Origin of the sequence: Micromonospora sp. NPDC049301 (assembly GCF_040678715.1) — a bacterium.
In the GTDB taxonomy this organism is placed as follows: domain Bacteria; phylum Actinomycetota; class Actinomycetes; order Mycobacteriales; family Micromonosporaceae; genus Micromonospora.
Genome location: NZ_JBFAQO010000004.1, coordinates 410,180 through 435,744 on the forward strand (window position 1 = coordinate 410,180; position 25,565 = coordinate 435,744).

Annotated in this window: 21 protein-coding genes; 14 read left to right on the forward strand and 7 right to left on the reverse strand. The window is 74.4% G+C overall.

Annotated features, from left to right (window positions below):
* Positions 1–54 precede the first annotated feature (54 nt).
* The 5 genes from paaK (at position 55) to AB0K07_RS14830 (ending at position 4,216) form a co-directional block, all read left to right on the forward strand.
* Positions 55–1,362, forward strand: a complete 1,308-nt coding sequence (paaK, locus tag AB0K07_RS14810) for a phenylacetate--CoA ligase PaaK (protein WP_363755217.1) — start codon at positions 55–57, stop codon at positions 1,360–1,362.
* A gap of 31 nt (positions 1,363–1,393) precedes the next feature.
* Positions 1,394–1,777, forward strand: coding sequence for a hydroxyphenylacetyl-CoA thioesterase PaaI (paaI, locus tag AB0K07_RS14815; protein ID WP_363755598.1), 384 nt, complete (start codon positions 1,394–1,396; stop codon positions 1,775–1,777).
* A 9-nt stretch (positions 1,778–1,786) separates the two neighbouring features.
* Complete coding sequence (locus AB0K07_RS14820) at positions 1,787–2,893, forward strand: nucleotide disphospho-sugar-binding domain-containing protein (RefSeq protein WP_363755219.1); 1,107 nt, start codon at positions 1,787–1,789, stop codon at positions 2,891–2,893.
* Positions 2,894–2,948: 55 nt separating this feature from the next.
* The gene (locus AB0K07_RS14825; protein ID WP_363755221.1) at positions 2,949–3,515 is read left to right on the forward strand and encodes a dienelactone hydrolase family protein; all 567 of its coding nucleotides are present in this window, start codon (positions 2,949–2,951) and stop codon (positions 3,513–3,515) included.
* Positions 3,516–3,595: 80 nt separating this feature from the next.
* Positions 3,596–4,216, forward strand: coding sequence for a hypothetical protein (locus AB0K07_RS14830; RefSeq protein WP_363755223.1), 621 nt, complete (start codon positions 3,596–3,598; stop codon positions 4,214–4,216).
* A gap of 65 nt (positions 4,217–4,281) precedes the next feature.
* Here AB0K07_RS14830 and AB0K07_RS14835 read toward each other — a convergent pair whose 3' ends face one another.
* Complete coding sequence (locus AB0K07_RS14835) at positions 4,282–6,660, reverse strand: adenylate/guanylate cyclase domain-containing protein (protein ID WP_363755225.1); 2,379 nt, start codon at positions 6,658–6,660, stop codon at positions 4,282–4,284.
* 193 nt (positions 6,661–6,853) lie between these two features.
* Between AB0K07_RS14835 and AB0K07_RS14840 the strand changes: the two genes are divergently transcribed.
* The 5 genes from AB0K07_RS14840 (at position 6,854) to AB0K07_RS14860 (ending at position 15,524) form a co-directional block, all read left to right on the forward strand.
* Entirely contained in the window at positions 6,854–9,748 is a 2,895-nt protein-coding gene (locus AB0K07_RS14840; RefSeq protein ID WP_363755227.1) for an AAA family ATPase, read from the forward strand.
* Positions 9,749–9,880: 132 nt separating this feature from the next.
* Positions 9,881–10,651, forward strand: a complete 771-nt coding sequence (locus AB0K07_RS14845; protein ID WP_363755229.1) for a DUF5995 family protein — start codon at positions 9,881–9,883, stop codon at positions 10,649–10,651.
* Positions 10,652–11,097: 446 nt separating this feature from the next.
* The gene (locus AB0K07_RS14850; protein ID WP_363755231.1) at positions 11,098–11,499 is read left to right on the forward strand and encodes a hypothetical protein; all 402 of its coding nucleotides are present in this window, start codon (positions 11,098–11,100) and stop codon (positions 11,497–11,499) included.
* An 87-nt stretch (positions 11,500–11,586) separates the two neighbouring features.
* The gene (locus tag AB0K07_RS14855) at positions 11,587–13,683 is read left to right on the forward strand and encodes an amino acid transporter (RefSeq protein WP_363755233.1); all 2,097 of its coding nucleotides are present in this window, start codon (positions 11,587–11,589) and stop codon (positions 13,681–13,683) included.
* Positions 13,684–13,853: 170 nt separating this feature from the next.
* Positions 13,854–15,524, forward strand: coding sequence for a hypothetical protein (locus AB0K07_RS14860; protein ID WP_363755235.1), 1,671 nt, complete (start codon positions 13,854–13,856; stop codon positions 15,522–15,524).
* 218 nt (positions 15,525–15,742) lie between these two features.
* Here AB0K07_RS14860 and AB0K07_RS14865 read toward each other — a convergent pair whose 3' ends face one another.
* Positions 15,743–15,949, reverse strand: a complete 207-nt coding sequence (locus AB0K07_RS14865) for a hypothetical protein (protein ID WP_363755237.1) — start codon at positions 15,947–15,949, stop codon at positions 15,743–15,745.
* Positions 15,950–16,196: 247 nt separating this feature from the next.
* Here AB0K07_RS14865 and AB0K07_RS14870 point away from each other — a divergent pair, with 247 nt between their 5' ends.
* Positions 16,197–17,024 (forward strand): hypothetical protein, encoded by an 828-nt coding sequence (locus tag AB0K07_RS14870; RefSeq protein ID WP_363755239.1) that lies wholly within the window; start codon positions 16,197–16,199, stop codon positions 17,022–17,024.
* A 48-nt stretch (positions 17,025–17,072) separates the two neighbouring features.
* Here AB0K07_RS14870 and AB0K07_RS14875 read toward each other — a convergent pair whose 3' ends face one another.
* The 5 genes from AB0K07_RS14875 to AB0K07_RS14895 all read right to left on the reverse strand — a co-directional run bounded on the left by AB0K07_RS14875 (position 17,073) and on the right by AB0K07_RS14895 (position 22,345).
* The gene (locus AB0K07_RS14875; protein ID WP_363755241.1) at positions 17,073–18,269 is read right to left on the reverse strand and encodes a low temperature requirement protein A; all 1,197 of its coding nucleotides are present in this window, start codon (positions 18,267–18,269) and stop codon (positions 17,073–17,075) included.
* 199 nt (positions 18,270–18,468) lie between these two features.
* On the reverse strand, positions 18,469–19,497 hold the full coding sequence (locus AB0K07_RS14880) for a hypothetical protein (protein ID WP_363755243.1): 1,029 nt from the start codon (positions 19,495–19,497) through the stop codon (positions 18,469–18,471).
* 248 nt (positions 19,498–19,745) lie between these two features.
* On the reverse strand, positions 19,746–21,095 hold the full coding sequence (locus AB0K07_RS14885; RefSeq protein ID WP_363755245.1) for an NAD(P)/FAD-dependent oxidoreductase: 1,350 nt from the start codon (positions 21,093–21,095) through the stop codon (positions 19,746–19,748).
* Between the two features lie 13 nt (positions 21,096–21,108).
* A complete protein-coding gene (locus AB0K07_RS14890; RefSeq protein ID WP_363755247.1) occupies positions 21,109–21,456 on the reverse strand; it encodes a TcmI family type II polyketide cyclase in 348 nt (115 codons plus the stop codon).
* 94 nt (positions 21,457–21,550) lie between these two features.
* Positions 21,551–22,345: a BTAD domain-containing putative transcriptional regulator gene (locus tag AB0K07_RS14895; protein WP_363755249.1), complete on the reverse strand. Its 795-nt coding sequence runs from the start codon at positions 22,343–22,345 to the stop codon at positions 21,551–21,553.
* Positions 22,346–22,794: 449 nt separating this feature from the next.
* Between AB0K07_RS14895 and AB0K07_RS14900 the strand changes: the two genes are divergently transcribed.
* The 3 genes from AB0K07_RS14900 to AB0K07_RS14910 all read left to right on the forward strand — a co-directional run bounded on the left by AB0K07_RS14900 (position 22,795) and on the right by AB0K07_RS14910 (position 25,564).
* A complete protein-coding gene (locus AB0K07_RS14900; protein ID WP_363755251.1) occupies positions 22,795–23,133 on the forward strand; it encodes a TcmI family type II polyketide cyclase in 339 nt (112 codons plus the stop codon).
* Complete coding sequence (locus AB0K07_RS14905) at positions 23,130–24,887, forward strand: acetyl-CoA carboxylase carboxyltransferase subunit alpha (protein WP_363755253.1); 1,758 nt, start codon at positions 23,130–23,132, stop codon at positions 24,885–24,887. The genes AB0K07_RS14900 and AB0K07_RS14905 overlap by 4 nt, the downstream gene beginning before the upstream one ends.
* A 221-nt stretch (positions 24,888–25,108) precedes the next feature.
* A complete protein-coding gene (locus tag AB0K07_RS14910; RefSeq protein WP_363755600.1) occupies positions 25,109–25,564 on the forward strand; it encodes a biotin/lipoyl-containing protein in 456 nt (151 codons plus the stop codon).
* Position 25,565 lies beyond the last annotated feature (1 nt).

The following is a 25,565-nucleotide window of genomic DNA, read 5'->3' on the forward strand; positions in this document are numbered from 1 at the left end:
TACCCGGGTCGGCCGGCACCGAACCGGCCGCCCAGCGGACAGGAGGCACCCCCGATGCAGGACCGCACCCCTCGGCCCGAGGAACTGGAGCCGATCGAGCGAGCCGGCGTCGACGAGCTGCGCGACCTGCAACGCGAACGGCTGCGCTGGTCGTTGCGGCACGCGTACGACAACGTGCCGCACTACCGTCGGGCGTTCGACGCGGCCGGCGTCCATCCCGACGACTGCCGGGACCTCGACGACCTGGCCCGCTTCCCGTTCACCGGCAAGGCGGAGCTGCGGGAGAACTACCCGTTCGGCATGTTCGCCGTGCCCCGCGAGCGGGTCGCCCGGCTGCACGCCTCCTCGGGCACCACCGGCCGGCCGACCGTGGTCGGCTACACCCGCGACGACCTGCGGACCTGGGCGCGGCTGATGGCCCGGTCGATCCGCGCGTCCGGCGGCCGCCCCGGCGACCGGGTGCACGTGGCGTACGGCTACGGCCTCTTCACCGGCGGGCTCGGCGCGCACTACGGCGCCGAGGAGCTGGGCTGCACGGTCATCCCGGTCTCCGGCGGCATGACCGAACGCCAGGTCATGCTGATCCGCGACTTCGAACCCGAGGTCATCATGGTCACGCCCAGCTACATGCTGGCCATCGTGGACGAGATGCGGCGCCAGGGCCTCGACCCCCGGGCGACCTCGCTGCGGGTGGGCATCTTCGGCGCCGAACCGTGGACCGAGGACATGCGCCGGGAGATGGAGCACCGGCTGGACATCCACGCGGTCGACATCTACGGGCTCTCCGAGGTGATGGGCCCGGGCGTGGCCACCGAGTGCGTCGAGACCAAGGACGGCCTGCACCTCTGGGAGGACCACTTCTACCCGGAGATCATCGACCCGGTCACCGGGGCGGTGCTGCCCGACGGCGAGCAGGGCGAACTGGTGCTCACCTCGCTGACCAAGGAGGCCATGCCGGTCGTCCGCTACCGCACCCGGGACCTGACCCGGCTGCTGCCCGGCACCGCCCGCCCGATGCGCCGGATCGAGAAGATCACCGGCCGGACGGACGACATGATGATCGTGCGCGGGGTGAACGTCTTCCCGACCCAGATCGAGGAGCTGATCCTGCGGACCCCGCAGTTGTCGCCGCACTTCCAGTGCGTACTCGACCGGCAGGGCCGGCTGGACACCCTGACCGTGCGGGTGGAACGGCGGGCCGAGGTCACCGTCGACGCCGCCGAGCACGCCGGCGCGACGCTCGTGGAGCTGGTGAAGAACACCATCGGGGTGAGCGTGGCGGTCCAGGTGCTCGCCCCGGACGGGGTGGAGCGCTCGGTGGGCAAGATGCGGCGCATCGTCGACCAGCGCCGGGCCGGCTGACGTGGCGGAACAGCGCAACCCGGCGTACGACATGTTCGCCGCCGACGCGGCCTCGCGCGGTCTCGGCATCGACCTGGTCGAGGCCGGCGACGGCGCGGCGGTGGCCCGGATGCGGGTGACCGAGCGGATGCTCAACGGCCACGCCATCGCCCACGGCGGCTTCGTCTTCCTGCTCGCCGACACCGCCTTCGCGCTGGCCTGCAACAGCCGGGGCCCGGTCACCGTCGCCGCCGGCGGTGAGATCACGTTCGTCCGGCCGGCCCACGCCGGGGACCTGCTCACCGCCCGCGCCACCGAGCGCACCCGTTTCGGCCGCAGCGGCATCTACGACGTCACGGTCACCCGCGACGACGGCGAGGTGGTCGCGGAGTTCCGGGGCCGCAGCCGGACGCCGTCATCGCCGCCGTCGACATAGGATCCGTCCATGCGTGTGCTGGTGGTCTCCGCGCCGCTCGTCGGCCACGCCTTCCCGCTGGTGCCGCTCGCCGTGGCGCTGCGCGACGCCGGCCACGACGTACTCCTGGCGACCGGTGGGGGCGGCCTGGCCGCCGCCGACGCCGGTCTGCCGGTGCACGACGTCGCGCCGGGCTTCGACTTCGGCCGGATCGCGCTGCGCGTGCTGCCGCGCCACCCGCTCATCGCCCGCGCGGAGCTTGCCGGCACGGCCGGCACCCGGGGCGCCGGCCTGCTCTTCGGCGCGCTCAACGACCAGCTCACCGACCCGGTCGTCGCGCTGGCCACCCGGTGGCAACCGGACCTGGTGCTGCACGAGCCGTTCGCGGTTGCCGGCGCCGTGGCCGCCGCCCGGCTGGGCGTGCCGGCGGTCCGGCAGGAGAACAGCCTCTTCGACGGTCGGGAGCTGGTCCGCGCCACCACCGCCCGGCTCGGCGCCGCACTGCGCCGGCACGGCCTGACCGAGCTGCCACCGCCCGCCGCCGCGCTCGCCGTGGCCCCGCCCAGCGTGGCCACGCAGGACGGCTGGCCGATGCGCTACACCTCGTACGCCGGCGGCGGCGCGCTGCCGGACTGGCTGCGCGAGCCCGGCGACCGGCCGCGGATCCTGGTCACCCGCAGCACCCTGACCGGCCCCGGCGACCGGGGGCCGATGCCCGCCGTCGTCGCCGCCGCCGCCCAGGTGGACGCCGAGATCGTGCTGGTCCGGCCGGACCAGCGCTCGACCCGTGCGCTGCCCGGCAACGTCCGCGTGGTCGACTGGATCCCCCTCGACGAGGCGCTGCCGGCGAGCGTGGCGCTGGTCCACCACGGTGGGGCGGGCAGCGTCTACGGCGCCCTCACCGCCGGTCTGCCGCAGCTGGCCACCGTCGGTCCGGGGGACCGGCGGCACAACGCCGAACTGGTGGCCCGCCGGGGCGCCGGCCTGGCCTTGCGCCCCCGCGACATCACCCCGGCGACGCTGACCCGGCTGCTCACCGACGACGGCCTGCGGACCGCCGCCGGGCAGGTCAGCCACGAGATCGCCGCGATGCCGTCGCCGTCGGAGCTGGTGGTCCGGCTGGCCGCGCTGGTCTGACGGCCGCCCCGCGTGGCCACACGGCACCGCCGGCAAGCTGGGGCAGGATGACCGGATGCGACACGTCGTGCTGTTCCACTCCGTGCACGGGCTGCGGCCCGCCGTGCGCGCCGCAGCGGACCGGATGCGCGCCGCCGGGCACCGGGTCGTCACCCCCGACCTGTACGGCGTCCCGGCCGTCGACACCGTCGAGGAGGGCTTCGGGCTGCTCGAGAAGATCGGCCACGAGGTGGTGCTCGACCGGGCCCGGGCGGCGCTGCGGGAGCTGCCGGCACAGACCGTGCTCGCCGGCTTCTCGATGGGTGCCGGCGTGGCCGGGGCGCTGCTGGCCGAGCGCCCCGACACCGCCGGGCTGCTCCTGCTGCACGGCACCGGTGGCGCGCCGGAGGCCGCCCGCGCCGGGCTGCCGGTGCAGCTGCACCTCGCCGACCCCGATCCGTACGACGCGCCGGACGAGGTCGACGAGTGGCAGCGGGCGATGAGCGGGGCCGGCGCCGACCTGACGGTGTTCCGCCACCCCGGCGCGGGGCATCTGTTCACCGATCCGGACCTCGCCGAGTACACACCGGACGCCGCCGCCGCGACCTGGCCCCGGGTGCTGGCCTTCCTCGCCGCCCCCTGACCGCGAACCTCACGGCCCTCGATGGTTGCGGCATCGCCCTAACGTGAGGACCGATTCCCGTTCTCGAAGGGCGTGCAGCCGTGAATGAGACAGTCCTCAGTGTCGTCGGTCTCGTGCTGGTGGCGGTGTCGTTGTGCTTCTCCGCGCTACAGACGCGGGAGGTCGCGAGACAGAGCCGCATCAACAACGGCATCGGGTCGGCCACCGCGCTGGTGGAGGTCAACAACCTCATTCGGGCATGGCATGAACGACTGCTGGAGGATCCACCGGTTCGTTCGTACTTCTTCGACGGGAAGCCGGCCACGCCGGACGACGTGCAGCGGCCGAAGGTACTGACGCTCGCGGAGTTGCTCGCCGACGTACTGGAGTGCAATCTTCAGATGGCCTCGCTCCTGCCCGCCTTCGACTTCGCCCACTCGTGGCACCACTGGCCCGCGCAGATGTTGCAGCAGAGCCCGGCGCTCGCCGAGGTGGTGGAGAGCCACCCCGACTGGTGGCCGACACTCCGCCTCCTGCAGAAGCAGGTCCGCGAGTCCACCGGTGCACCCTCGACCCACCCGCTCGTCCCGCCGCGCGTGTCACGGTGGACGGCTGTCTCGCTCCGACGTGCACAGCGACGGCTGCCGCAGGCGCCGCGAAGCCGGGTGAGTGCCCGAACGGTGGCCCCGGCAGGCAATGCCCCCTCGGCCCCTCAGCAATAGCTTCGTCACCTGGGCCGGCGCCTCGCCCGGCGACAGGTCGTCGATCGAGCGTCCGCGCCGAACGGTCACGCGGACGTGGCGAGGCCGTCCAGCGGGCCGAGCACCGGAGGGCGAGGTACGGCCCGCGCCGGGCCGGGCGCACCACGGACGACGGTCAACCCGCCGCGCCGGGGCGTCGGCCGCAGCCCGGACGACCCGGGTGCGGCGGGTACCGCCCGGACCGGCGCGGGCTGCGGGTCCACGCCCGGACCCCGGTCACCGGCCGGCGGCGTCGGTGCGGCCGGCCGGCCCGTGCGGGCCGGCGCGAGCGTGGCGGGTCGGGCCGGTGGCACGTCGCCCGCCGAGGCGGCCGCCCGGAGCCGCCGCACGGGCGTCGAAGCGCCGATCCGGGTCGGCGGCGCCGCCGCCGGGGCGCCGAGGCGCCGGCGCGGCCCGGCCTGATGGGTCGAGGCGGCCGGCCGCGCCACGGCTGGTATCGCGGCCACGGTGTCGAGGTGGCGGGTCCGGGACCGGGCGGCGTCGAGGGGCACGACCTCCGCCGCAGCGGTGACCGGGCGGGCGACATCCGCGCGCCGGACGTTGGAACCGGGGGCATCCGCGCGGTGTGCGGCGGAGGCGGTGGCGTCTGTGCGGGGCGCGGGGACGTCGACGCTGACTGCGGCGGGCCGGTCGGGGGCGGAGGTCCGCTCGACCGCGTCCGGGTGGATGGCGTCGAGAGGGGCGCCGTCCGCCGAGCGGTGGGCGAAGACGGCCCGCAGCGCGCGGGGGAGCCGCTCGGCGGCGACCCGGCGCAGCGCGGGCGTGGCGAAGGCGTACCCGGCGCGGCGGGGGATCAGCAGCCCGGCGGCGACGAGCGCGCGCAGCGCCGGCCCGGAGCGCCCGGGTGTCCACCCGAGCCCCCGGTCCACCGCCGCGTCGGTGACCAGGCCGCCGAGGGCGCCGGCGGCCATCAGCACCGCACGCCCCTCGCCGTCGAGCCGGTCCACCTCCGCGCCGACGGCCCGACGCACCTCGTCGGGCAACGGGAGCGCCGCCGGGTCGGCGCCGTCGACGACGGAACGCACGTAGGCCGCCGCGTGCCCGGGGCGGCCGCCCACCAGCGGCAGCAGCCGGTCGACCAGGGCCACCGGCTGCCCGGCCCGGGTCAGCAGCAGGCGCAGCAGCCGCCCGCTCTGCACCGTGGCCAGCGGCCGGACCGCCACCCGCCGGGTCGGACCGGGGTGGGTGTCGACCCAGTGCGGCTGATGCAGGGTGACCACAGCCAGCGGCAGCGCGCGCGCCCTGGCGGCGGTGAACAGCGCGTGCAGGAACCGGCTCACGGCGGGCGCGGCCCGGTCCAGGTCGTCCACGGCGACGATCAGCGGCCGGCGGGCGGCCAGGCGCAGCAGGGCGTCCCGGCAGACCGCCGCGCCGGCCAGCGCCGCCGCCGAGCCGTCCGGGGTGGCCAGCAGCCGTTCCAACGCCGACACCGCCGCCGCGAGCCGGCCCGGCGGGAGCAGCGGAGTCAAGGTCGCGGTCAGCCGGTCGCGGACCATTGCCGGACCGTCACCGTGGCGGATCCCGGCGAGGCGGCGGAGCAGGTCCGCCACCGGCGCCAGCACCTGATCGGGGTACGGCTGGCAGGTCGCCACGCACCAGCGCACCGCCTCCCCGTCCACCGTGGTCAGCGACCGGGTCAGCTCGTGCAGCAGCCGGCTGCGGCCGCTGCCGGTCGGGCCCACCAGGGACACCCAGCGCGGGTTGTGCTCGCGGACCGCCCGGGTCAGTTCGTCGCGGGCGGTGGCCAGCTCGCGGCGGCGACCGATCAGCGGCCCGTCGTGCCGGTCGGCGCTCGGGCGTACCGGGCCGACGGCGTGCCAGACCGGGCCCGGGGGCACCCGTCCGGCGACCGGCACCGGCGCGAGCTGGCGCTGGGCGATCAGGCCGGCGGTGGCCCGGGCGGTGGCCGCGCAGAGCGCGACGGCGCCGGGTGGCGCGTACTCCTGGAGCCGGGCCGCGGTGGTGATCACGGCGCCACTGGCCACGCCGTGGCCGCCGCTGACCGCGCTGCCCAGGTCGACCACCACCTCGCCGGTCGCGACGCCGACCCGCACCCGCAGCCCGATGCCACCGACCATCGGCCGGCGATCCAGCGCGGCCTGGATCTCCAGCCCGGCGCGGACGGCGCGGTACGCGTCGAAGCCATCGGAGTGCCGCGCGCCGAAGAGAGCCATCACCGCGTCGCCGACGTACTTCTCGACCACGCCGTGCCAGCGGTGCAGCACGCCGGCGACGGTGTCGAAGTAGGCCCGTTGCAGCGCCCGGACGTCCTCCGGGTCCAGCCGGTCCACCAGCGCGGTGGAGCCGACGATGTCGGCGAAGAGGACCGTGACGGTGCGTCTCTCCTCCGGCACCGGCCAGTGTCCGCCTGCGGTCCGCTGCGCGTCGGCGACGATCGTGATCATGGGTATCGCACCGGCCTTCCTCCCGCTGATGCCTGATGACCTCCGGAGATTGGCATTCCTGGGCTGACGGGGGATCGGCAGAACGACGTATGTCGGCCACCCGCAACCTTTAGTCGCAATGTCGACGCGAGGAGTACCACAAGCGGCAGATGGCCGTAGAACGGTTCGGGGGCGTGTGATTAGGCTGCGTGCCATGGCCAGCGATGTGGACACCGCACCGCTCGTGGGCCGGGCCGAGCTGGTGCAGACGGTTCGGTCCGCGTTGCTCGGGGATGTCGCGCACGGGCAGACCGCCGCCGTCTTCCTGACCGGTGAGAGCGGTGTGGGCAAGACCCGGCTGCTCGGCGAGATCGGCGCCCGGTTGCGCGACCAGGGGGCGCTGGTGCTCACCGGCAGCTGCCTGGACATCGGCGACGCCTCGCCGCTGCACCCGCTGTTGCAGGCGCTGCGCCGCTTCGACGCTGACCTGTCGACGTCGCACGCCCGCACCTCCTCGGCGGTGCGGGGGCTGTTGCAGATGTTCGCCGACGAGACCGCCGGCCCGGACGGCGCGGGCGCGCTGCTGGAACGGGTCTCCCGGGGTCTGCACCTGATCGCTGAGGGCCGGCCACTGGTGCTGATCCTGGACGACCTCCAGTGGGTCGACCGGAGCACCCGGCAGCTGCTGCTCTACCTGCTGGCCGGTCTCGGCGACCTCCAGCTCTCGGTGCTGGCCGCGGTGCGCGCCGAGTCGTTGCAGGGCGCGCACCCGCTGCGCCGGGTGCTCACCGAGCTGCGTCGACTGCGGACGGTGCGGGTGCTCGACCTGGCCCCACTGGACCGGGCCGGCACCGAACGGCTCGCCGCCGCGGTGGTCGGCCGGCAGCTCTCGGCGGACGCGGCCGAGCAGGTGTGGCAGCGCAGCGGCGGCAACCCGTTCGTCATCGAGGAGTTGGCCCGCGACCTGCGCGACGGCCGGGACGGGCTGTCCGAGACGCTGCGGGAGATCTTCCTCGCCCGGGTCGACGCGCTGCCCCAGCACGCGCACGCCGTGGTGCACGCGGTGGCCGCCGGCGTCGAGCCGGTGGAGCACTGGCTGCTGGCCGAGGTGCTCCGGCTGCCGGAGGAGGAGCTGATCGAGGCGGCCCGCGCCGCGGTGGCGCACCGGCTGCTGGTCGGCGCCGACGACGGCTACCGGCTGCGGCACCGGTTGGTGGCCGAGGTGCTGGCGCACGAGCTGCTGCCGGCCGAGCGCTCCGGGCTGCACCGTCGCTACGCCGAGGCACTGACCGCCGCGCCGGCCGAGCTGCACCAGGCCCGGTTGGCGCACCACTGGCGGCTGGCCGGCGAGCCGGCGCGCGCGTTGCCGGCGGCGGTGGCCGCGGCGCAGGAGGCCGAGCGGCTGCACGGTTACGCCGAGGCGCACCGGCACTGGTCGGCGGCGTTGCAGCTGGCCGGCGACCCGGGCACCCTGGCGGTGGACCGGGTCGAGCTGCTCGGCAACGCCGCCGAGTCGGCCCACCACTGCGGGGAGCACGCCCGGGCGCTGGCCCTGCTGGAGGAGCTGGCCGTGGTGCAGGGCGGCGAGCCGAGCTGCGCGCTGCACATCCGCCGGGCCCGCTACCTGGCCGCTGCCGGGCGCTCCGCGCTCGCGGAGGAGGAGTACCAGCGGGCGCTGGAGGCCGCGGACTGCTCGTCAGCCGCCCGGGCCACCGCCGCCGCGCACCTGGCCGAGCTGCTGCTGCATCTCGGCCGGTACGCCGACGCCGGCCGGTGGGCCCGGGAGGCGCTGGCGCTGGCGGCCACAGTGGAGGGTTCGACCACCGACGTGGTGCTGGCCAGCTCCGCGCTCGGCTTCAGCGAGGCGTACCTGGAAGACCCGGATGCCGGGCTGGCGGTGATGCGCCAGGCGCTCGACACCGCCGAGCGCGCCGGCAAGCCGGAGGATGTGGCCTGTGCGTACCTGCACCTGGCCGAGCTGCTGACCGGTCCGCTGAACATCCTCGAGGAGGGGGTGGTGGTGGCCCGGCGGGGCGCCGAGCGGGTGGCCGAGCTGGGGCTGGGCCGCACCTGGGAGACCCGGCTGCTGGCCATCGCCACCAACGGGCTGTTCCGGGTCGGCCAGTGGGCCGAGGCGGAGAAGGTGGTCGCGGCCGCGCTGCGGCACCGCCCGTCCGGCGCCGACGCCGTCGAGCTGCTCCTGGCCCGGTGCCGGCTCTCGGTGGGCTACGGCGACATCGAGGCCGCCGACCGGGACCTCGACGCGGTGGCCACGGTGCTCGCCGGCGGCGGGGCCCGGCACGTCATCCCGCTGCTCACCCTGCGCGCCGGGCTGGCCATGTGGGAGGGCCGGCACGACGTGGCGCGGCAGGCGGTGCAGCGCGGCCTGACCGAGAGCCGCTCCGACGACGTGACCATCCTCTCGGCGCTGGTCTGGCACGGCCTGCGCGCCGAGGCGGAGGCGCACGCCAGTCGCACGGTGGCGGTCGACCCCACGGCGGTACGCCGACTGCGGGACGTGGCCGAGCGGGTGGCGCGCAAGAGCGCGTCCGCGGCTCGTCCGGTGCGTTCCGTGGTGGACGGTTTCCTGGCGCTCTGCGCCGCCGAGGTGAGCCGACTCGACGGCAGCGACCCGGAGCTGTGGGCCAGCTCGGTCGCCGAGTGGGACCGGCGCAACCACCCCTACCCGGCGGCGTACTCCCGGCTGCGGCAGGCCGAGGCGTTGCTGGCCCGGCGCAGCCGGGTGGCCACCGCCGGCAAGCTGCTGCGCGAGGCGTACCGGGTGGCGCAGGGGTTGGGCGCGGTGCCGTTGACCTCGGAGATCCGGGAGCTGGCCGGGCGCGCCCGGGTGTCGCTGGAGGAGCGCGAGGCGACCGACCGTGGCGCGACCCCGGGCGAGCCGGTCGACGAGGAGCTGGCGTCGCTCACCGCGCGGGAGCGCGAGGTGCTCGCCCTGGTCGCCGAGGGGCTGACCAACAAGGAGATCGGGCAACGGCTGTTCATCAGCGAGCGGACCATCGGGGTGCACGTGTCGCACATCTTCGACAAGCTCCAGGTCCGTACCCGTGTCCAGGCCAGCGCCATCCAGTTGCGCAACCGGCGCGCCTGAGCGACCGGTCGGTCAGCCGGCGCTGTGCGCGCCGGTATACGTCGTTCTACTGATCCGGCGGTCGGTGTCGGCTGAAAGGCTGAGCATCGTCGACGGCGGCACGGGGGCGCCGTGAACCACCATGGAGGAGAGATGACCGAACCGGTCTGGGGGCCCGTGCACCGGGACATCGTCGACCTGCTCGCCGACCATCCCGCGGACGTGCCGGCCGTTGTCGATCACCTCACCAAGCTCCAGGATCTGCTGGTGCGGCTGCCTCCGTTGGAGGAGAGCTGCCCGTTGGCCGACTTCAACAAGCTCTACCTGACCATCACCAGCAGCGTCCTCGACGGGCTGTACGACGACCGCTTCGTCGACCCGGTGTTCCTCTCGCGGCTGGACGTCGAGTTCGCCGCGCGGTACTTCGACGCGATGCGACTGTGGACGGACTCCAGCCCGGGCACCCCGAAGGCGTGGTCGTGCCTGTTCCAGCGGATGCGCGGGCCGGACGCCCGCCCGCTGCCGTCGGCGGCGGCCGGAGTGAACGCGCACATCAACTTCGACCTGCCGTTCGCCCTGGTCACCACGTTCGACCACCTGGAGTCGGAGCCGGTCGACGGCAGTGACCAGCACCACGACTACCTCGAGATCAACAACATCTTCGCGGACAAGATCCCGGGCCTGCGGCGGGGTTACCTGGAGCGGTGGCAGCTGCTCATCGACATGCTCAACGGCGACATCGACGACTGGTACCAGGGGGAACTGGTCGAGTACACGCGCGATGTCGCCTGGCGCAACGCGCAGAAGATCTGGCGGTGCCGGCACGATCCGGACGCCCGCGAGTGTGAGCGCACGCGGTTGGACGACAACGCCGCGGCGCTCGGCCGGCTGCTGCTCTCGCCCCTGGGGGCGTTCCTGCAGTAGCCGGGACGGGGGGTCCCCGCGCTCCGCCCGATGGGGGGCGGCGGAGCGCGGGGACGCGTCCCGCCACGCCAGCTCCGCGCACCCGCGGGACCGGCCGGGATTCCGGTGGGTTCGGGGGTGTCAGCCGGTCGACCCCGGGGGGTGTCGACCGTCTGCGATCGTCGGCCGGCCCGGGGGGGTGTCGGCCGGCGGTGGGGGAGCCGGCGGGGAGGGGCGTCGGCCCGCTGCCAGCGGCGGGGCGGGCACGGCGGGGCGCGGTGCGGGGGCGTGGCGCCGGGGACGGGAGATCCGCGGGGCGGGGGGTGTCGCCGGGCCGGTACGGGGTACGCCCGCGGCATGAGCGTCCTGGCCCGGCGTCGGCCCGCCGCCCGACCCCGGCCCGCGCGGCCCGGCCCGCTGCGGCCGGGTGGCCCGGTGCCGCGACCCACCATCCGACCCGGTGCGGGATGACCGGCCCCGCGACCCGGTTCCCGTTCCGCTTCGACCCGGTGTTCCGTCCGGCGCTGGCGCTGCTGGGCGTCCGGCCGGCAACCGCCTGGGCCGACGTCACCGACCGGGAACTGCTGATCCGGTACGGACCGTGGCGGTTGCGCACCGGGCGGGACAACGTGACCGGCGTCGAGGTGAGCGGCCCGTACCGCTGGTGGCGGGCGATCGGCACGCACGTGTCGCTGGCCGACGGCGGCGTCAGCTTCGGCAGCAGCACGGCCGGCGGGGTCTGCCTGCGCTTCGGCGTACCGGTGCCCGCCCTGGTGCCCTGGGGGTGGCCCCGGCACCCGGCGGTCACGGTGACCGTCGCCGACCCGCCCGCCCTGGCCCGGCTGTTCGCCGGCCCGGACCGGTCCTGAGCAGGCCACCAGCCTGCGCGGTTCCGCCGGTCGGGCCGCGCGCCACCGCCTACCGTCGGAGCAGGACCTGCGAGCGTGGGACGGGCGATGGCTGACGAGCACCGGGGGAAACCGCGACGCGGGAGCGGACGCCGCCACCCGCCCACCGGCCCGGACCCAGCGCTGCGCGCCGCCCGTGACCCGGCCCGCCCGCACCGGGGTGGCCGGCCGGGTGTCGTGGTGCCCGACCGGGTGGCCAGCCCGGTCCGGCCGGCGCCGCCGGCCAGCTCGCTGCGCCGCTGGCTCTTCGAACACCGGGTGCAGCCGCCCGGCCCGGAGGCGAACGAGGGGCAGAGCCGGACGCACGCCTGGTGGCAGGTGATGTGCCTGACCGGCGTCGACTACTTCTCCACCCTGTCGTACCTGCCGGGCATCGCGGCGGTGGCGGCCGGAGCGCTGTCCCCGCTGGCGACGTTGCTGATCGTCGCGCTCACCCTGTTCGGGATGCTCCCGATGTACCGGCGGGTCGCTCAGGAGAGCCCGCACGGGCAGGGGTCGGTGGCGATGCTGGAGCGGCTGCTGCCGTTCTGGCGGGGCAAGATCTTCGTGCTCGTGCTCCTGGGTTTCGTCGCCACCTCCTGGATCATCACGATCACCCTCTCCTCGGCCGACGCCACCGTGCACCTGCTGGAGAACCCGTACCTGCCGGACGCCCTGCACGGCGATTTCGTCCCGGTGGCGGTCACCGTGGCGCTGCTGCTCATCCTCGGCGGGGTGTTCCTGCTCGGCTTCCGCGAGGCGGTGGTGGTGGCGATCCCGCTGGTCGCGGTCTTCCTGCTGCTCAACGCGGTGATCGTGGTGGTCGCGGTGGCCCGGATCGTCGGCGACCCGGGCATCGTGACGGACTGGACCGCCGCGCTGACCGCGGAGGGCGGCGGGGTGGGTCAGGTGCTGCTCACCGCCGTGCTGGCCTTCCCGCTGCTGGTGCTGGGCCTGTCCGGGTTCGAGACCGGGGTCAGCATGATGCCGCTGGTGTCGGCCGACGGGCCGGATTCGCAGGCCCGCCTCGCCGCTCGGATCCGCAACACCCGCCGGCTGCTCACCACCGCCGCGCTGATCATGTCGGTGTACCTGATCTCGACCACCTTCGTGACCACAGCGCTGATCCCGCCCGAGGAGTTCCGGCCGGGCGGCGCCGCGAACGGTCGAGCGCTGGCCTTCCTGGCGCACACCTACCTGGGTGAGCCGTTCGGCACCGTCTACGACGTCAGCAGTGTCCTCATCCTCTGGTTCGCCGGCGCCTCGGCGATGGCCGGCCTGATCAACATCGTGCCCCGCTACCTGCCCTCGTACGGCATGGCCCCGGAGTGGGCGCGGGCCGTGCGTCCGGTGGTGATCGTCTACACCGTGGTCAGCGTGGCCATCACGATCGCCTTTCGGGCCGACGTCAACGCCCAGGCCGGTGCGTACGCCACCGGCATCCTGGCGATGATGGTCTCGGGCGCGGTGGCGGTGACCATCTCCGCGGCCCGCCGGCACCTGCGCGTCGGCGCCATCGGCTTCACCGTGCTGACGCTGGTGCTGCTGTACGCGCTGCTGGAGAACGTCATCGAGCAGCCGGACGGGATCACCATCTCGGTGCTGTTCATCCTCGGCATCATCGCGGTCTCGCTGGTCTCCCGGGTCACCCGGACCACCGAGCTGCGGGCCGAACGCATCGAGTTCGACGAGCCGGCCCGCCTGTTCATCGCCGAGTCGCTGGCCCATGACGGGCAGTTGCACCTGATCGCGAACAAGCGGCAGAGCGGCTCGGTGAAGGAGTACACGGTCAAGGAGCGGGCGCAGCGCGGGATGAACCCGGTGCCGGGGGCAGCCGACGTGCTGTTCCTGGAGATCGACGTGGTCGACCCGTCGGACTTCAGTCAGGTGTTGCGGGTGCACGGGGTCGAGGTGGGCGGTTTCCGGGTGCTGCGGGCCAGCAGCCCGGCCGCGCCCAACGCGATTGCGGCGATCCTGCTGGCCCTGCGCGACGCCACCCAGGTCCGGCCGCACGCGCACTTCGAGTGGTCGGAGGGCAGCCCCGTCGCGCATCTGCTGCGCTACCTGATCCTCGGCCGGGGGGACACCCCGCCGGTGGTGCGGGAGATCATCCGCCGCACCGAGCCGGACCCGCTGCGCCGGCCCGGCATCCACGTCGGTGGGTGATAGAGGGGGGATCCCACTGTTCTGAAGATGAATGACAGTGTTATTCACGTTCACGTCTTCCTGTCCGTATTACGGCATATCGTGGCATTTGGTGGTCGACGGCACGTCGATCCCCCCGCGCCCGAATCAGCGCGCGGTCACGTTCACAGGCAGGAAGGCAGGCACCTTTGATGTCCACGTACCGAGGAGGAGACCGTGCAGCACGGCCCAGGCGGCGGTCCCGATGGTTCTTAGCCGGCGGGTTCCTGGCGGGGAGCCTGGTGGTGGGGGCGGCTGGCATGGCCGGCGTCGCCGCCGCCGCCGACCGCGACCTCGCCCCCCCGAGTTTGGGCCGGCTGGCCGCCGCTGCCCAGGACGCTGACAACCAGGCCAGGCCGGAGCCCAGCGGGGGCGCGCGGCCCAGTGGAAGCGCGCAGCCCAGTGGGAGCGCGCAGCCCAGTGGGAGCGCGCAGCCCAGTGGGAGCGCGCAGCCCAGTGGGAGCGCGGACCCCAGTGGGAGCGCGCAGCCCGGTGGGGGCGCGGAGCCCGGCGGAGGCGCGGAGCCCGGCGGGGGTAGCGTCGGCGCGCCGCCGGCTCGGCCGGAAACGCCGGGCACCGGGAAGCGGGCCGCGGTGTCGGTGCCCTGCGACGCGGCGAAGCTGGTGGCGGCACTGGTGGCCGCCAACGCCGAGGGTGGCGGGGAGCTGCGGCTCGCGCCGAAGTGCCGATACACCCTCACCGAGGCGTTCCACGAGACCGACCAGTACGACGGCGGGATCCGCGACGCGCGGGAGGCGGCGGACGCCGCGGAGACCCCCGGGGACGCCGACGCGCCGCCGCACAATCCGGCCGACGACACCGCCGGCCTGCCGGTGATCTACCAACCCATCACCATCGACGGCGCCGGCGCCACCATCGCCCGCGACGCCCAGGCGGCGGCCTTCCGCTTCTTCACCGTCCGCGACGGTGGCGAGCTGACCCTGCGTGACCTGGAGCTGCACAACGGCCGGTCGGCAATCGAGGGCGGCAGCGTGCACGTGGTGCACGGCGCGACCGCCGTGATCGAGCGGGTCACCGTCACCCAGAGCACGTCGCTGTCCCCCGAGGGTGGCGGTGGCGGGATCTTCAACGACGGCAACATGATGGTCACCGACTCCACGTTCATCGGCAACAGCGCGTCCGGCGCGGCGGGCAAGGGCGGGGGCCTGCTCAACGGCGGGGTGCTGACGCTGAAGCGCTCGGAGTTCCACCACAACAGCGCGAACGGCTACGGCGGCGGGCTCGGCAACTACCGGGGCGCGGCCGACGTGGAGAGCACCACCTTCACGCGGAACAGCGCCGGCCAGGGTGGCGGCCTGGCCAGCTTCTCGGCCCGGACCAAGGTCTACGACACCGAGCTGCTGAACAACACCGCGCAGGTCGGCGGGGGCGCCGCGAACTCCGACGCGGTGCTGGTGATGCGCAAGATGACCATCCGCGGCAACACCTCCACGGTCAACGGTGGCGGCATCTCGACGGTGCAGGGCCTGCTGCCGCTCGATGACAGCGTGGTCGACGGCAACACCACCCACGGCATCGGCGCGGGCATCTTCACCGACAAGTCCAACCTGTTGGTGCGCGGCAGCACGGTGAGTGGCAACGAGGCCGTCGGCGCGACGTCCAAGGGCGGCGGCATCTACGCCACCAAGGGCTCGGCGGCGATCTACACCAGCAAGGTAATCCGGAACGCGGCCACGGTGAAGCCGGGCGGCATCTTCGGCGAGCATGCCCAGGTGAAGATCGACGACGAGAGCGAGGTCGTCGAGAACGAGGGAACCAACTGCGAGGCCAGCGCCGTGCCGATCGCACACTGCTTCCGCTGAGCGGGGACGCGTACCCACCCCGAGTACCGCCGGCCGCCCGGACGATCACGACGATCGTCCGGGCGGCCCGTTCGTCGGTGCCAGCAATCCAGCCTCCTAGGACGCTCTACGCGATGTGTGGTACGCGACGGACCGCGGGGGATGGGCCGCCGAGGCGGATCGCCCGGACAGCGAAAGGCCCGCGCCCCTGTGCGGGAGCGCGGGCCGTGGTGGATGTCCTACTTGGACGGCTGGGGCAGCTCGCAGTCGATTTTGGGGTTGGCGCCGATGTAGTTGAGGGGTCCGGCCACGATGGTGACCAGGATCGTGCCGGCTTCGGCGCAGTTGGTGTCGTCGTTGCCGTAGTAGCCCCGCTGGCCGGCGGCGATCGCGCCGATCACCAACCAGATCACGACGATGACTCCGAGTATCGAGGTGCCGCGCATCGCTGCCTCCTGAGGGAATGTGGTGGATCGAGGTGCAGGCGTTGTACCCAATCGGGCCGAGCCGATAAACGGAGGCCGCTCACCCCCGGATCGTCCGTCCGGCCAAATCCGTCCACCGTCGGTACCGCACCAGCCTCGGCCACCCGCACCGGGTCGGGCGAGTCGGCTATCGGATCGACGACCCATCCGGCCGCCGTACGGCTCACCCGACGTAGAACTGCCTCACGGCCCCCGCCGAGGAGGACTCATGGACGCCCCGACACCGCCCCTGTACCTGGACCGCCCCGAGGACGTGGCCGTCGCGGCTCGCGCGCTGGCCGGCGGCGCGGTCGTCGCGGCGGCCTTCGCCAACTTCTACGCCATCGTCACCCGCCCGGACGCGGCCACCGTACGCCGGGTCAACCTCGCCAAGGGCCGTCCGGCCCACCAGGTCGGCAGCATCACCACGGCGGTCGGCCGGATCCCGGCGATGTTCGACTGGTCCCGGATCTCGCCCCGGCTGCCGATCGGGCGGGTGCGGGCGCTGATGGACGCCCTCTACGGCGCCGGGCCGTTCGGCTTCCGGGGCCCTGCGGCGGACCGGCTGCCCGAGCACCTCACCCAGATCGACCAGGGGCTGCGCACCACCCAGGTGATCGCGCCCGGGCTGACCTGCCCGTCCAACTCCTTCTTCGAGCGGGCGCTCGCGGAGACGGGATCGGACCACCTCTACATCACCTCGGCGAACCGGTCCCGGCACCTCACCGGCGCCGACGAGGAGCCCGCACACTGGAAGGCCGGCGGCCTCGCCGCCGACTTCGCCCACCTCGACGACCTCGTGGTGCTCGCCCACCGGGACGAGGCGGCGGCCCGGGCCGCCTACCCGGGGTACCTCACCACCTCCGTCACCCTGCTCTCCTTCCACGCGCCCGAGGGCGAGCTGGAGGAGCCGCCGGTGCTCACCGTGGACCGGCACGGCTCGCTGCACCTCGACGAGGTGCGCCGGGCCGCCGCGCCGCTTGGGCTCCAGGTGCGCCTCGGCTGCACCGCCGGGCGGCGGTTGCAGGTCCGGGGGTACGCCGGGGCGCTGGTGTGACTGGCCACCGGACGGACCCGGTGGCGCCCAGCGCCACGACCCGCCCGTTCAGTGCGGCGGGGCGGGAGCCTCCGGGGGCCTGCCGCGGCTGCGCCGGAAATCCGCGTACGCGACACCGGCCAGCACCAGCATGGCGCCCAGGGAGGCGAAGACCGGCGGCAGGAACAGCGCTGCCGGCGCCACCGTCAGGAGTGCCAGCAGGCCGCCGGGGCGGGACAGCGACACGCGGCTGAACACCTCGTACTCGAAGGCGGCCCGGCCGGCCAGGAACATCGCGGGGCCGCCGAGGATCACCGCCAGCCAGGCCGGCGGCGTCCGTCCGCTCGGCTCGTGCAGCACCAGGTGGAACCCGGCGGCCGTGGTCACCACCCCGGCGACCATCAACAGATGGGTGTACGGGGCGGTGAACAGGAACTTGCTCGGCTCTCTGGCCACCTGGATGGCCGTCGGCAGCAGCTCGCCGGACTTGTGCACGTAGATCCGCCAGAGCAGCAGGGTGGTCAGGAACGCCACCCCGAACGCGCCGATGTTCTGCGCCTCGGAGTGCGCCAGGCTGAACATGGTGCCGATGGTCAGGATGGCATCGCCGAGGGCGATGATGAAGAACTGCTGGTAGCGCTCGGAGAGGTGTTCCGCCGTGACGTTGCGCTGCTGCTGCGGCACGACTCCGAGGCCGGGCACCGGGTACGCGAGCCGGAAGCCGCCGTAGTCGATGGCGAGCGCGATGGTCCAGCAGACGAGCCGGGCGGCGTCGCTGACGTACGCGCCGACGATCCAGGGGATCGCTGACACGGCGAACCAGACGAAGATGCGCGCCGCCCGGCGCTGGGTCTGCGGTTCGCGTCGCACGATGGGCATCAGGAACAGCCCACGTCCGAGGTGGATCGCCACGTAGGTGGCGGCGAAGACCAGCCCCCGGGCGCCGAACGCCTCCGGGATCGCGGTGGTCATCAGCAGTGCGCCGAACATCACCGCGGCGATCAGCAGCTTGATCTCGTTGCGTTCGGGGTCGTACATGTCGGTGACCAGGGTCGTGATCGCCCACGTCCACCAGACGGCGGCCAGCAGGATCAGCGCCTCCGCGGCCCGTTCCCAGTCGAGGCCGACGATCATGTCCCGGGAGATGAGCGCGAGCGCGACCACGTACACCAGGTCGAAGAAGAGTTCGAGCAGTGTCACCCGACGGGGGGCCTCCGGGTCGCGCAACGGGGGGCGGGCCCCCGGCTCCGGCGCGGCGAAGTGCACGGGTTGCTCCTGCGGGACCGGTCGACGCGGCGGGCCGTCCAACCCACCTTGATCGACGGTAGCGAGCGCCCGACGGCCCTATCTCCGATTCGATCCGTTTTCTCCCGACCGGGTGGCGGCCCCACGCCCTCGCCCGGACGCGACCGGGCCCCCGACCCGCCGCCCCGTGGGACGGCCCGCCGGGGGCCCGGATGTCGCGTCAGCCCTGGGCGTCGCCCGGCAGCACCGCGACCACGTCGTCACCGGCGCCGGCCAGCACCCGAGCCTGCTGCGGCCAGCTGGCCAGCCCCGGCGCGGCGCGCAGGCCGGCAGCCCGGATCAGGTCGCGCAGCGCCGGCTCGTCCAGCTCACCGAGCTGCCCGTACGTACGCACACCGGCGGCCTGCAACGCCGCCGCCATCTTCGGCCCGACGCCCTGGATCCGGCGGAAGTCGTCCGCCGGGCCCTCCGGGTCGGCGCTGGCACCGTTCTGCGCGGTGTCGGCGACCGGCCGCACCGGAGGGGTGGCGGTGGCGGTCGGCCGGACCGGCGGCGTGGCCCGCACCGGCTCCGCGTCGACGTCCGCCGGCGCACCGGTCGCCGGCGCCTCGGCCGGGGTCGTGTCGGCCACCGTGGCCTCGGCGTCCGCGACGTCGGCCGTCGTGTCGGCCGGCGTCGTGTCAGCCGCAGTGGCCTCGGCCGTCGTCGTCTCGGCCGGCGCGACGTCGGCCGCGGTGGTCTCGATCGGCGTGACGTCGGCGTGCGGCGCGTCGGTGGCCGGAACGTCGTCCCCCGGCTGGCGGGGGGCGATCACCGTGGCCGGGACGGACCGCTCCTCGACCGCGACCGGCTCCGCGACCGGCTCCGGCTGGAGGTCGGGCGCGTCGATCCGCTCGGCGGCGGGGTTGGCCGGTGGGGCGTCGGTCAACGCCATGTCGGCCGGGTCGACGGTGCTCGGAGCATCGGCCGGTGCCGGACCGTCCGGCGTGGCGGCGGCGGTGACCGCGGCCGGCGCGCTGATCGTGTCCACCGGGGCCGGGTCGTCGGCGACCGCCGTCGGCGCCGGATCGACGGTCGCCGCCGGCCGGGCCTCGTCGGTGGTGGCGTCCGGTGCCGGCGTCGCGACCACGGCCAGGCCGGCGACGGGATCGCCGTCCACGATCGACGGACCCTGCCCGCTGGCCCGTACGCCCTGCCGGCCGCGCAGCAACCACCCGGCGGCCAGGCCCAGCAACAGCGCCAGTACCACTATCAGCGAGTGTCCGATAGACCACTCCACGGCGAACCTCCCTCTCACCTCGTCGGAAAAGTCACGAGAAAAACTCGCCGCAGCTTCGCACATGCGCTGTGACGACGACAGAGAGGTCCGGTCGGGGACGGTACGGGTGGGACGGCCGCCGCACCGGGTGCCCGGCAGGTGACACCGCGTTGCGCAGGTACACGACGAATCGCGGGCCCGGCGTCCAGACGCCGGGCCCGCGACCGGGGCGCCACGGATCAGTCCTGGTCGCCCTCGTAGGTGTGGAAGTCGTCGACGAAACGGCGACGCAGCGGGGGCACCCGGCTGGTCACCCCGAAGTAGCCGCGCGCGCCGAGCAGCGCGAGCCGACCGACCACCGGCCGGTACATCCGGTCGTCGCCGTTGGTGCCGCTGCGGTTCAGCGATTCGCTGACCCGGGCGAAGCCGTACGGCACCATCGCCGCCTCGTAGTCGGCCACCGCCTGCACCAGCGTCTTGTCGCCGGCGACCGCGCGGGTGAGCTGCTGGCAGAGCAGCCGGGCGTCGCGCAGCGCGGTGTTCGCGCCGACCCCGCGCCCCGGCGTCATGGTGTGGATGGCGTCGCCGAGCAGGGTGACCGTGCTGCTCTTCCAGGGTGGCACCGGCTCGGACGTGCTGACCTTTATCGGCAGGGCGCTATACGGGTCGCCGCGGGTCAGCAGCTCCCGCAGATGCGGATGCCAGTTCCGGGTGAGGTCCAGGGCGACCCGCACCAGGTCCTCGCCACGGCGCTGCATGACGTCCGGCGGAAAGCGGCGGGCCGCGCTCCAGATGATCAGGTTGATGTTGTCGGTGGTGGTGTCGTGGGACAGGCCGGGCCAGTCGCGCAGCAGCGCGGCGTCGGCGTCGCTGACGCCGGGCTTGACCGCCCGTCCGGTGTCCCACTTGAACTCCATCACGTGCAGCACACCCATCGTCCCGCCGGCACCGAAGATCAGCGAGATGCCCTGGCGTACCCGCTCGGGCACGAGGTCGCGGGTGTGCGCGGTCAGCGGGATCCGGGTGGCGATGTTGATGGTGCCGGCGTCCCGGGTGACCGCGTGCGGCAGGTACTGGCGGCGCACCGCCGAGTGCGTGCCGTCCGCCGCCACCAGCAGGTCGCCGGTGGCGCTGGTGCCGTCGGCGAAGTACGCGGTGACCGTCCCGTCGTCGCGCTGCTCGTACCGGACGAAGGCCTTGTCGAAGTGCACCACGTCGGTCAGGCCGGTCAGCAGCACCTGGCGCAGCACCATCCGGGCCACCGAGTGCTCGGTGTGCAGCGGGTCGGCGTCCGGTCGCAGCTCGAACGAGGCGGTCTGGCGCAGCCGCTGGGTGACCACGTTGAAGTAGCGCGGCGGCCGGGCGCAGGTGGCCAGGAAGGTGGCGAACAGCTCCGGTGGCAGGCACTCCCGCAGTGCCCGGCTGCCGGTCGGGCCGATGCCCACCCGGTAGCCGAGCAACCCCTCTGCGCGGTGGCGGTGTCGCTCGTAGACGGCGACGCTGATCCCGGCGCGGCGCAGCCCGTGCGCCAGGCACAGCCCGCCGGTGCCGGCGCCGATGATCAGGACGTGCGGTGGCGGGGCGGACACCTCGGTCCTCCGCTCAGCGGGCCGGGTGCGCCGCGGGGGCGTCGGCGGCGTCCCAGCGGTAGAAGCAGCCGGCGATGGCGTCGCGGGGTGAGCGCCAGGTCGGCAGGTACGGCGAGGTGTGCGCGGAGAGCCGCTCGTTGACCTGCTGGAAGAGCGGGTGGTTGCGGGCGGCGGCCAGGGCGTCCGGGTCGACGTCCGAGGTCTCCATCAGGTGTACGCACAGGTCGTGCAGGCAGTACAGGGACCGGTGCGTGACGCCGGTCAGGCCCGGTAACTCGGTGGCGTCGGACTCGGCGAAGATCTGCGCGACGCGCCCCTCCGCGCCCGGGATGATCCGGCTGACGATCAGTAGACGACTCATGGGACCCCTTCCGCCGGTGGCTTCCCCGACCCTCGGGTCGACGGCCACGTGCTCCTGTGGTGCCCACCGTGCCGCAGCACCTGTCACGTCACCGTCACGTACGCCGGCCGGCCGGTGACGGGCGGATGGCGCCCTCCCGGCTGGCCTCGCGGATCGGGGCGAGCGTCTCGTCGAGCAGGGCGCTCATCGCGGGGCTGGGTTCCAGGCGCAGCTCGCGGCGCAGCAGGTCGCGGTAGACGTAGAAGGCGTGCACCGCCTCGAATGCGTTGCCCTCGGCCAGGTGGATGCGCACCACCAGCCGGTGTGGCGTCTCGCGCAACGGCTCGGCGGCCATCGCCTCCAGCGCGGCCTCCAGCGCCTCACCGTGGCGCCCGGCGACGAGGTGCTGCCCGGCGACCTGCTCCAGCATGTGCAGGCGCAGTTGGCGCAGCCGTTCCCGGTCGAGCAGCACCCAGTCGTCGTACCAGCCGGGCAGCAGGTCGTGCCGGCCGGCCGCGAGCGCTCCGGCGGCGGTGCGCGGGTCGTCGCCGTCGCGGACCCGGGCCGCCGTGCCGACGAGGTCGTCCACGTCGAGCCGGACCGCGGGACCGAGCCGTACGGTGTCACCGGTCACGGTCATCGGGCAGCACGGGTCCTGCCGCAGCCGCCACAGCGCGGTGCGCAGCGACGACAGCGCCCGCTCCTCTGACGCGTCGGGCCAGAGCAGTCCGGCCAGCTGGCTGCGGGTGGCGCCGGGGCGCAGCCCGATCAGCGCGATCACCCGTTGCAGGCCGCGTGGCACGACGACCGGCGCCGCGTCGCGCAGCAGCCGGAAGCCGCCGAGCAGGTGCAGCGAGACGCCCGCGTCGGGAGGATCGCCGGCGGTCGGCACGGACGGATCAGCGGTCACGGCGGCACCCCCTGCGGAACGCTCGTCCCGACTGTCTGCTGTGTCCCGGATCGGCTGCCCGTGACGCCACTGTCGACCCCACCGGCGGGAGGCACGACCACGGCTGCCGGGCGCGGCCCCGCCCATCGGAGTCACCGGGCTGGCCACGGTGAAGATTATCAATAGCGGTCACGGTGAGTCAACGACACCGTGGACCCTATATCGGTGACCGTCAACTATGAGATCGGTTCTGAACTGGCCAAACCTGCGCTCGGCCGGATCGTCGCCGGGCTGCTGGACACATAGCTGATACACAGGTTGCGTCAACGCAGCGTCACCGACGAGCGTCGCTGGTCGACCCGTCGCGGTGACGCCGCCGTGACGAGGACTGCCGCATGGTGTCGAGAGTCGTCCAGCGCGCCCGGGGTCCACCGGCCACCGGCCCGGACGCCGTGGGGGGAGGCCCAGCCATGGACCGTTCGCTGATCATCGCGAAGGTCGTCCCGACCGCCGAGGAGCGGGTCGCCGAGATCTTCGCCGAGTCGGACGCGACGGAGCTGCCGCGACTGGTCGGGGTCCGGCACCGCTCGCTCTACCGACTGCACGACCTCTACGTGCACCTGCTGGAGACCGAGCAACCGGCGCAGGGCGCGGTGGAGGCCGCCCGCGGCCATCCCGAATTCGTCCGGGTCAGCGACCGGTTACGGCCGTACGTCTCGCCGTACCTGTCGACCTGGCGTTCGCCGCGGGACGCGATGGCGCAGTGCTTCTACCGGTTCGACGCGGTGGACGCCGGGGGGCGGTCGTGACCGCCACCGCGCCGCGCGAGGAGCGTCTCTGGTCCCGGTGCGCCGGCTGCGCGAGCCTGCTCTACCGCAAACGTCTGCGGCGCAACCTGGACGTCTGCCCGGAGTGCGGCACGCACGCCCGGCTCGGCGCACCCGATCGCCTGCGCCAGCTCGTCGACCCGGGATCGTTCCGCCCGCTGCCCGACCGGCTGCCCGAGGCGGACCCGATCGCCTTCGTCGACGTGCTGCCGTACCCGCACCGGCTCAGCGCCGCCCGGGCCAGCACCGGGCTCGCGGAGGCGGTCGTGTGCGGCACCGCCACCATCGGCGGGCACCCCGCCGTGCTGGCGGTGATGGATTTCCGCTTCCTCGGCGGCAGTCTGGGCTGCGCGGTGGGGGAGCTGATCACCCGGGCCGCCGAACGGGCGCTGGACGACCGGGTGCCGCTCATCCTGGTCACCGCCTCCGGCGGGGCGCGGATGCAGGAGGGCGCGCTGTCGCTGATGCAGATGGCCACGATCAGCCAGGCCATCGCCGCGCTGCGTGAGGCGGGTCTGCTCACCGTCAGCGTGCTCACCGACCCCACCTACGGCGGGGTGGCGGCGTCGTTCGCCACCAACACCGACCTGGTGCTCGCCGAGAGCGGCGCCCGGATGGGCTTCGCCGGCCCCCGGGTGATCCGCCAGGTCACCGGCCGGGCGCTGCCGGAGGGCTTCCAGACCGCCGACTTCCTGCTGCGGCACGGTCAGGTCGACATGGTGGTGCAGCGCCGATCGCTTCGTGGACGGCTGACGGCGCTGCTCGCCGCGACCAGCGCCGGCCGGTCGGCCCTCCTGCCCGTACCCCGGCAGGAGCCGGCGCCGCGTCGCGGGCGCCTGGCCACCGACGCCCCGGCGGTGGCGCCGTCGACCAGCGTGAGCCCGGAACCGCTCGTCGGCGGTTCCGCCGCCCCGGCGGCACGCGATGCGTGGGACACGGTGCGGACGGCCCGCCACCCCGGCCGACCGACCACTCTGGACTATCTCGACTCGGTCTTCGACGGATTCGTGGAGCTGCACGGTGACCGGCTCGGCGGTGACTGCCCCGCCATCGTCGGCGGCGTGGCCCGACTGGACGGCCGGCACGTGATGGTGATCGGCCACCAGAAGGGGCACACCACCGCCGAGCTGGTCGCCCGCAACTTCGGCATGGCCAGCCCGGCCGGGCACCGCAAGGCGCTGCGGCTGATGCGTCTCGCCGCCCGGCTCGGGCTGCCGGTGGTCACCCTCGTCGACACCCCCGGCGCCGACCCCGGGGTGGGCGCCGAGGAGCAGGGCCAGGCCGCGGCCATCGCGGAGAACATCCTCACCCTCACCATGCTGCCCACTCCGGTGCTGGCGGTGATCACCGGCGAGGGCGGCAGCGGCGGCGCGCTGGCGCTGGCCGTCGCCGACCGGGTGCTGATGCTCGAGCACGCCGTCTACTCGGTGATCAGCCCGGAGGGGTGCGCGGCCATCCTCTGGCCGGACCGGTCCGCGGCGCCACAGGCGGCCCGCGCGCTGCGGCTCACCGCGCCCGACCTGTGCCGCCTCGGCGTGATCGACGAGATCGTGCCGGAGCCGGCCCCGGCGGCGCACGACGATCCGGCGGAGACCGCCCGGCGGCTGCGCGCCGCGCTGCTGGCCAACCTGCTGCCGCTGCTGGACATGCCGCCCGCGATGCTGGTCCGCCTCCGCCGGCAACGGTTCCGGCGGTTCGGCGCGGCCCGCTCCGGTGCCCGGGCGGGTGCCCGGTGAGCGCCGGGTCCGCCGGCGACCGGGCGTTGTCGACGGCTGAGGCGCCCACCGACGCGGCGGGGTCCACCGGCGAGCTGCCCGGCGGCGACCGCCGGTCCACCGGGCACGACGGCGCGCGCCTGGACCCCGGCCAGTCCAACGGCCACGGTGGTGTCCGCCTCGACGCGGACCACCCGCCGGACGGGCGCGGACCCGGCGACGCCGGAGCGGGCGGCGAGGAGGTGCTGGCCGGTCTGCGCCGGCAGGCGCAGCAGCTGATCGCCGAGCTGACCGGCCCGGTGCGCCGGATCCGGCTGCGCAGCGGGCCGACGGTGCTGGAGGTGGAGTGGCACCCCGGCGAGTCGACGCGACCGGACGTCGCACCCGTCCCGGACGAGGCCGTCGCCGAGCCGGTGCCCGGACCGCCGGCGGCGCTGACCCGGCCGCCGATGCCCGGGCGCGCCGCGGTACGGGCGCCGATCGTCGGCACCTTCTACCGGTCTCCGGAGCCCGGCGCGGCGCCGTTCGTCGCGGTGGGCGACCTGGTCCGCCCGGGTCAGCCGGTCGCCATCGTCGAGGCCATGAAGCTGATGAACGAGGTCGCCGCCGACCGGGCCGGCCGGGTGGCCGCGATCCTCGTCGAGGACGGCCAGCCGGTGGAGTACGACCAGCCGCTGGTCGAGCTGGATCCGGCCTGAC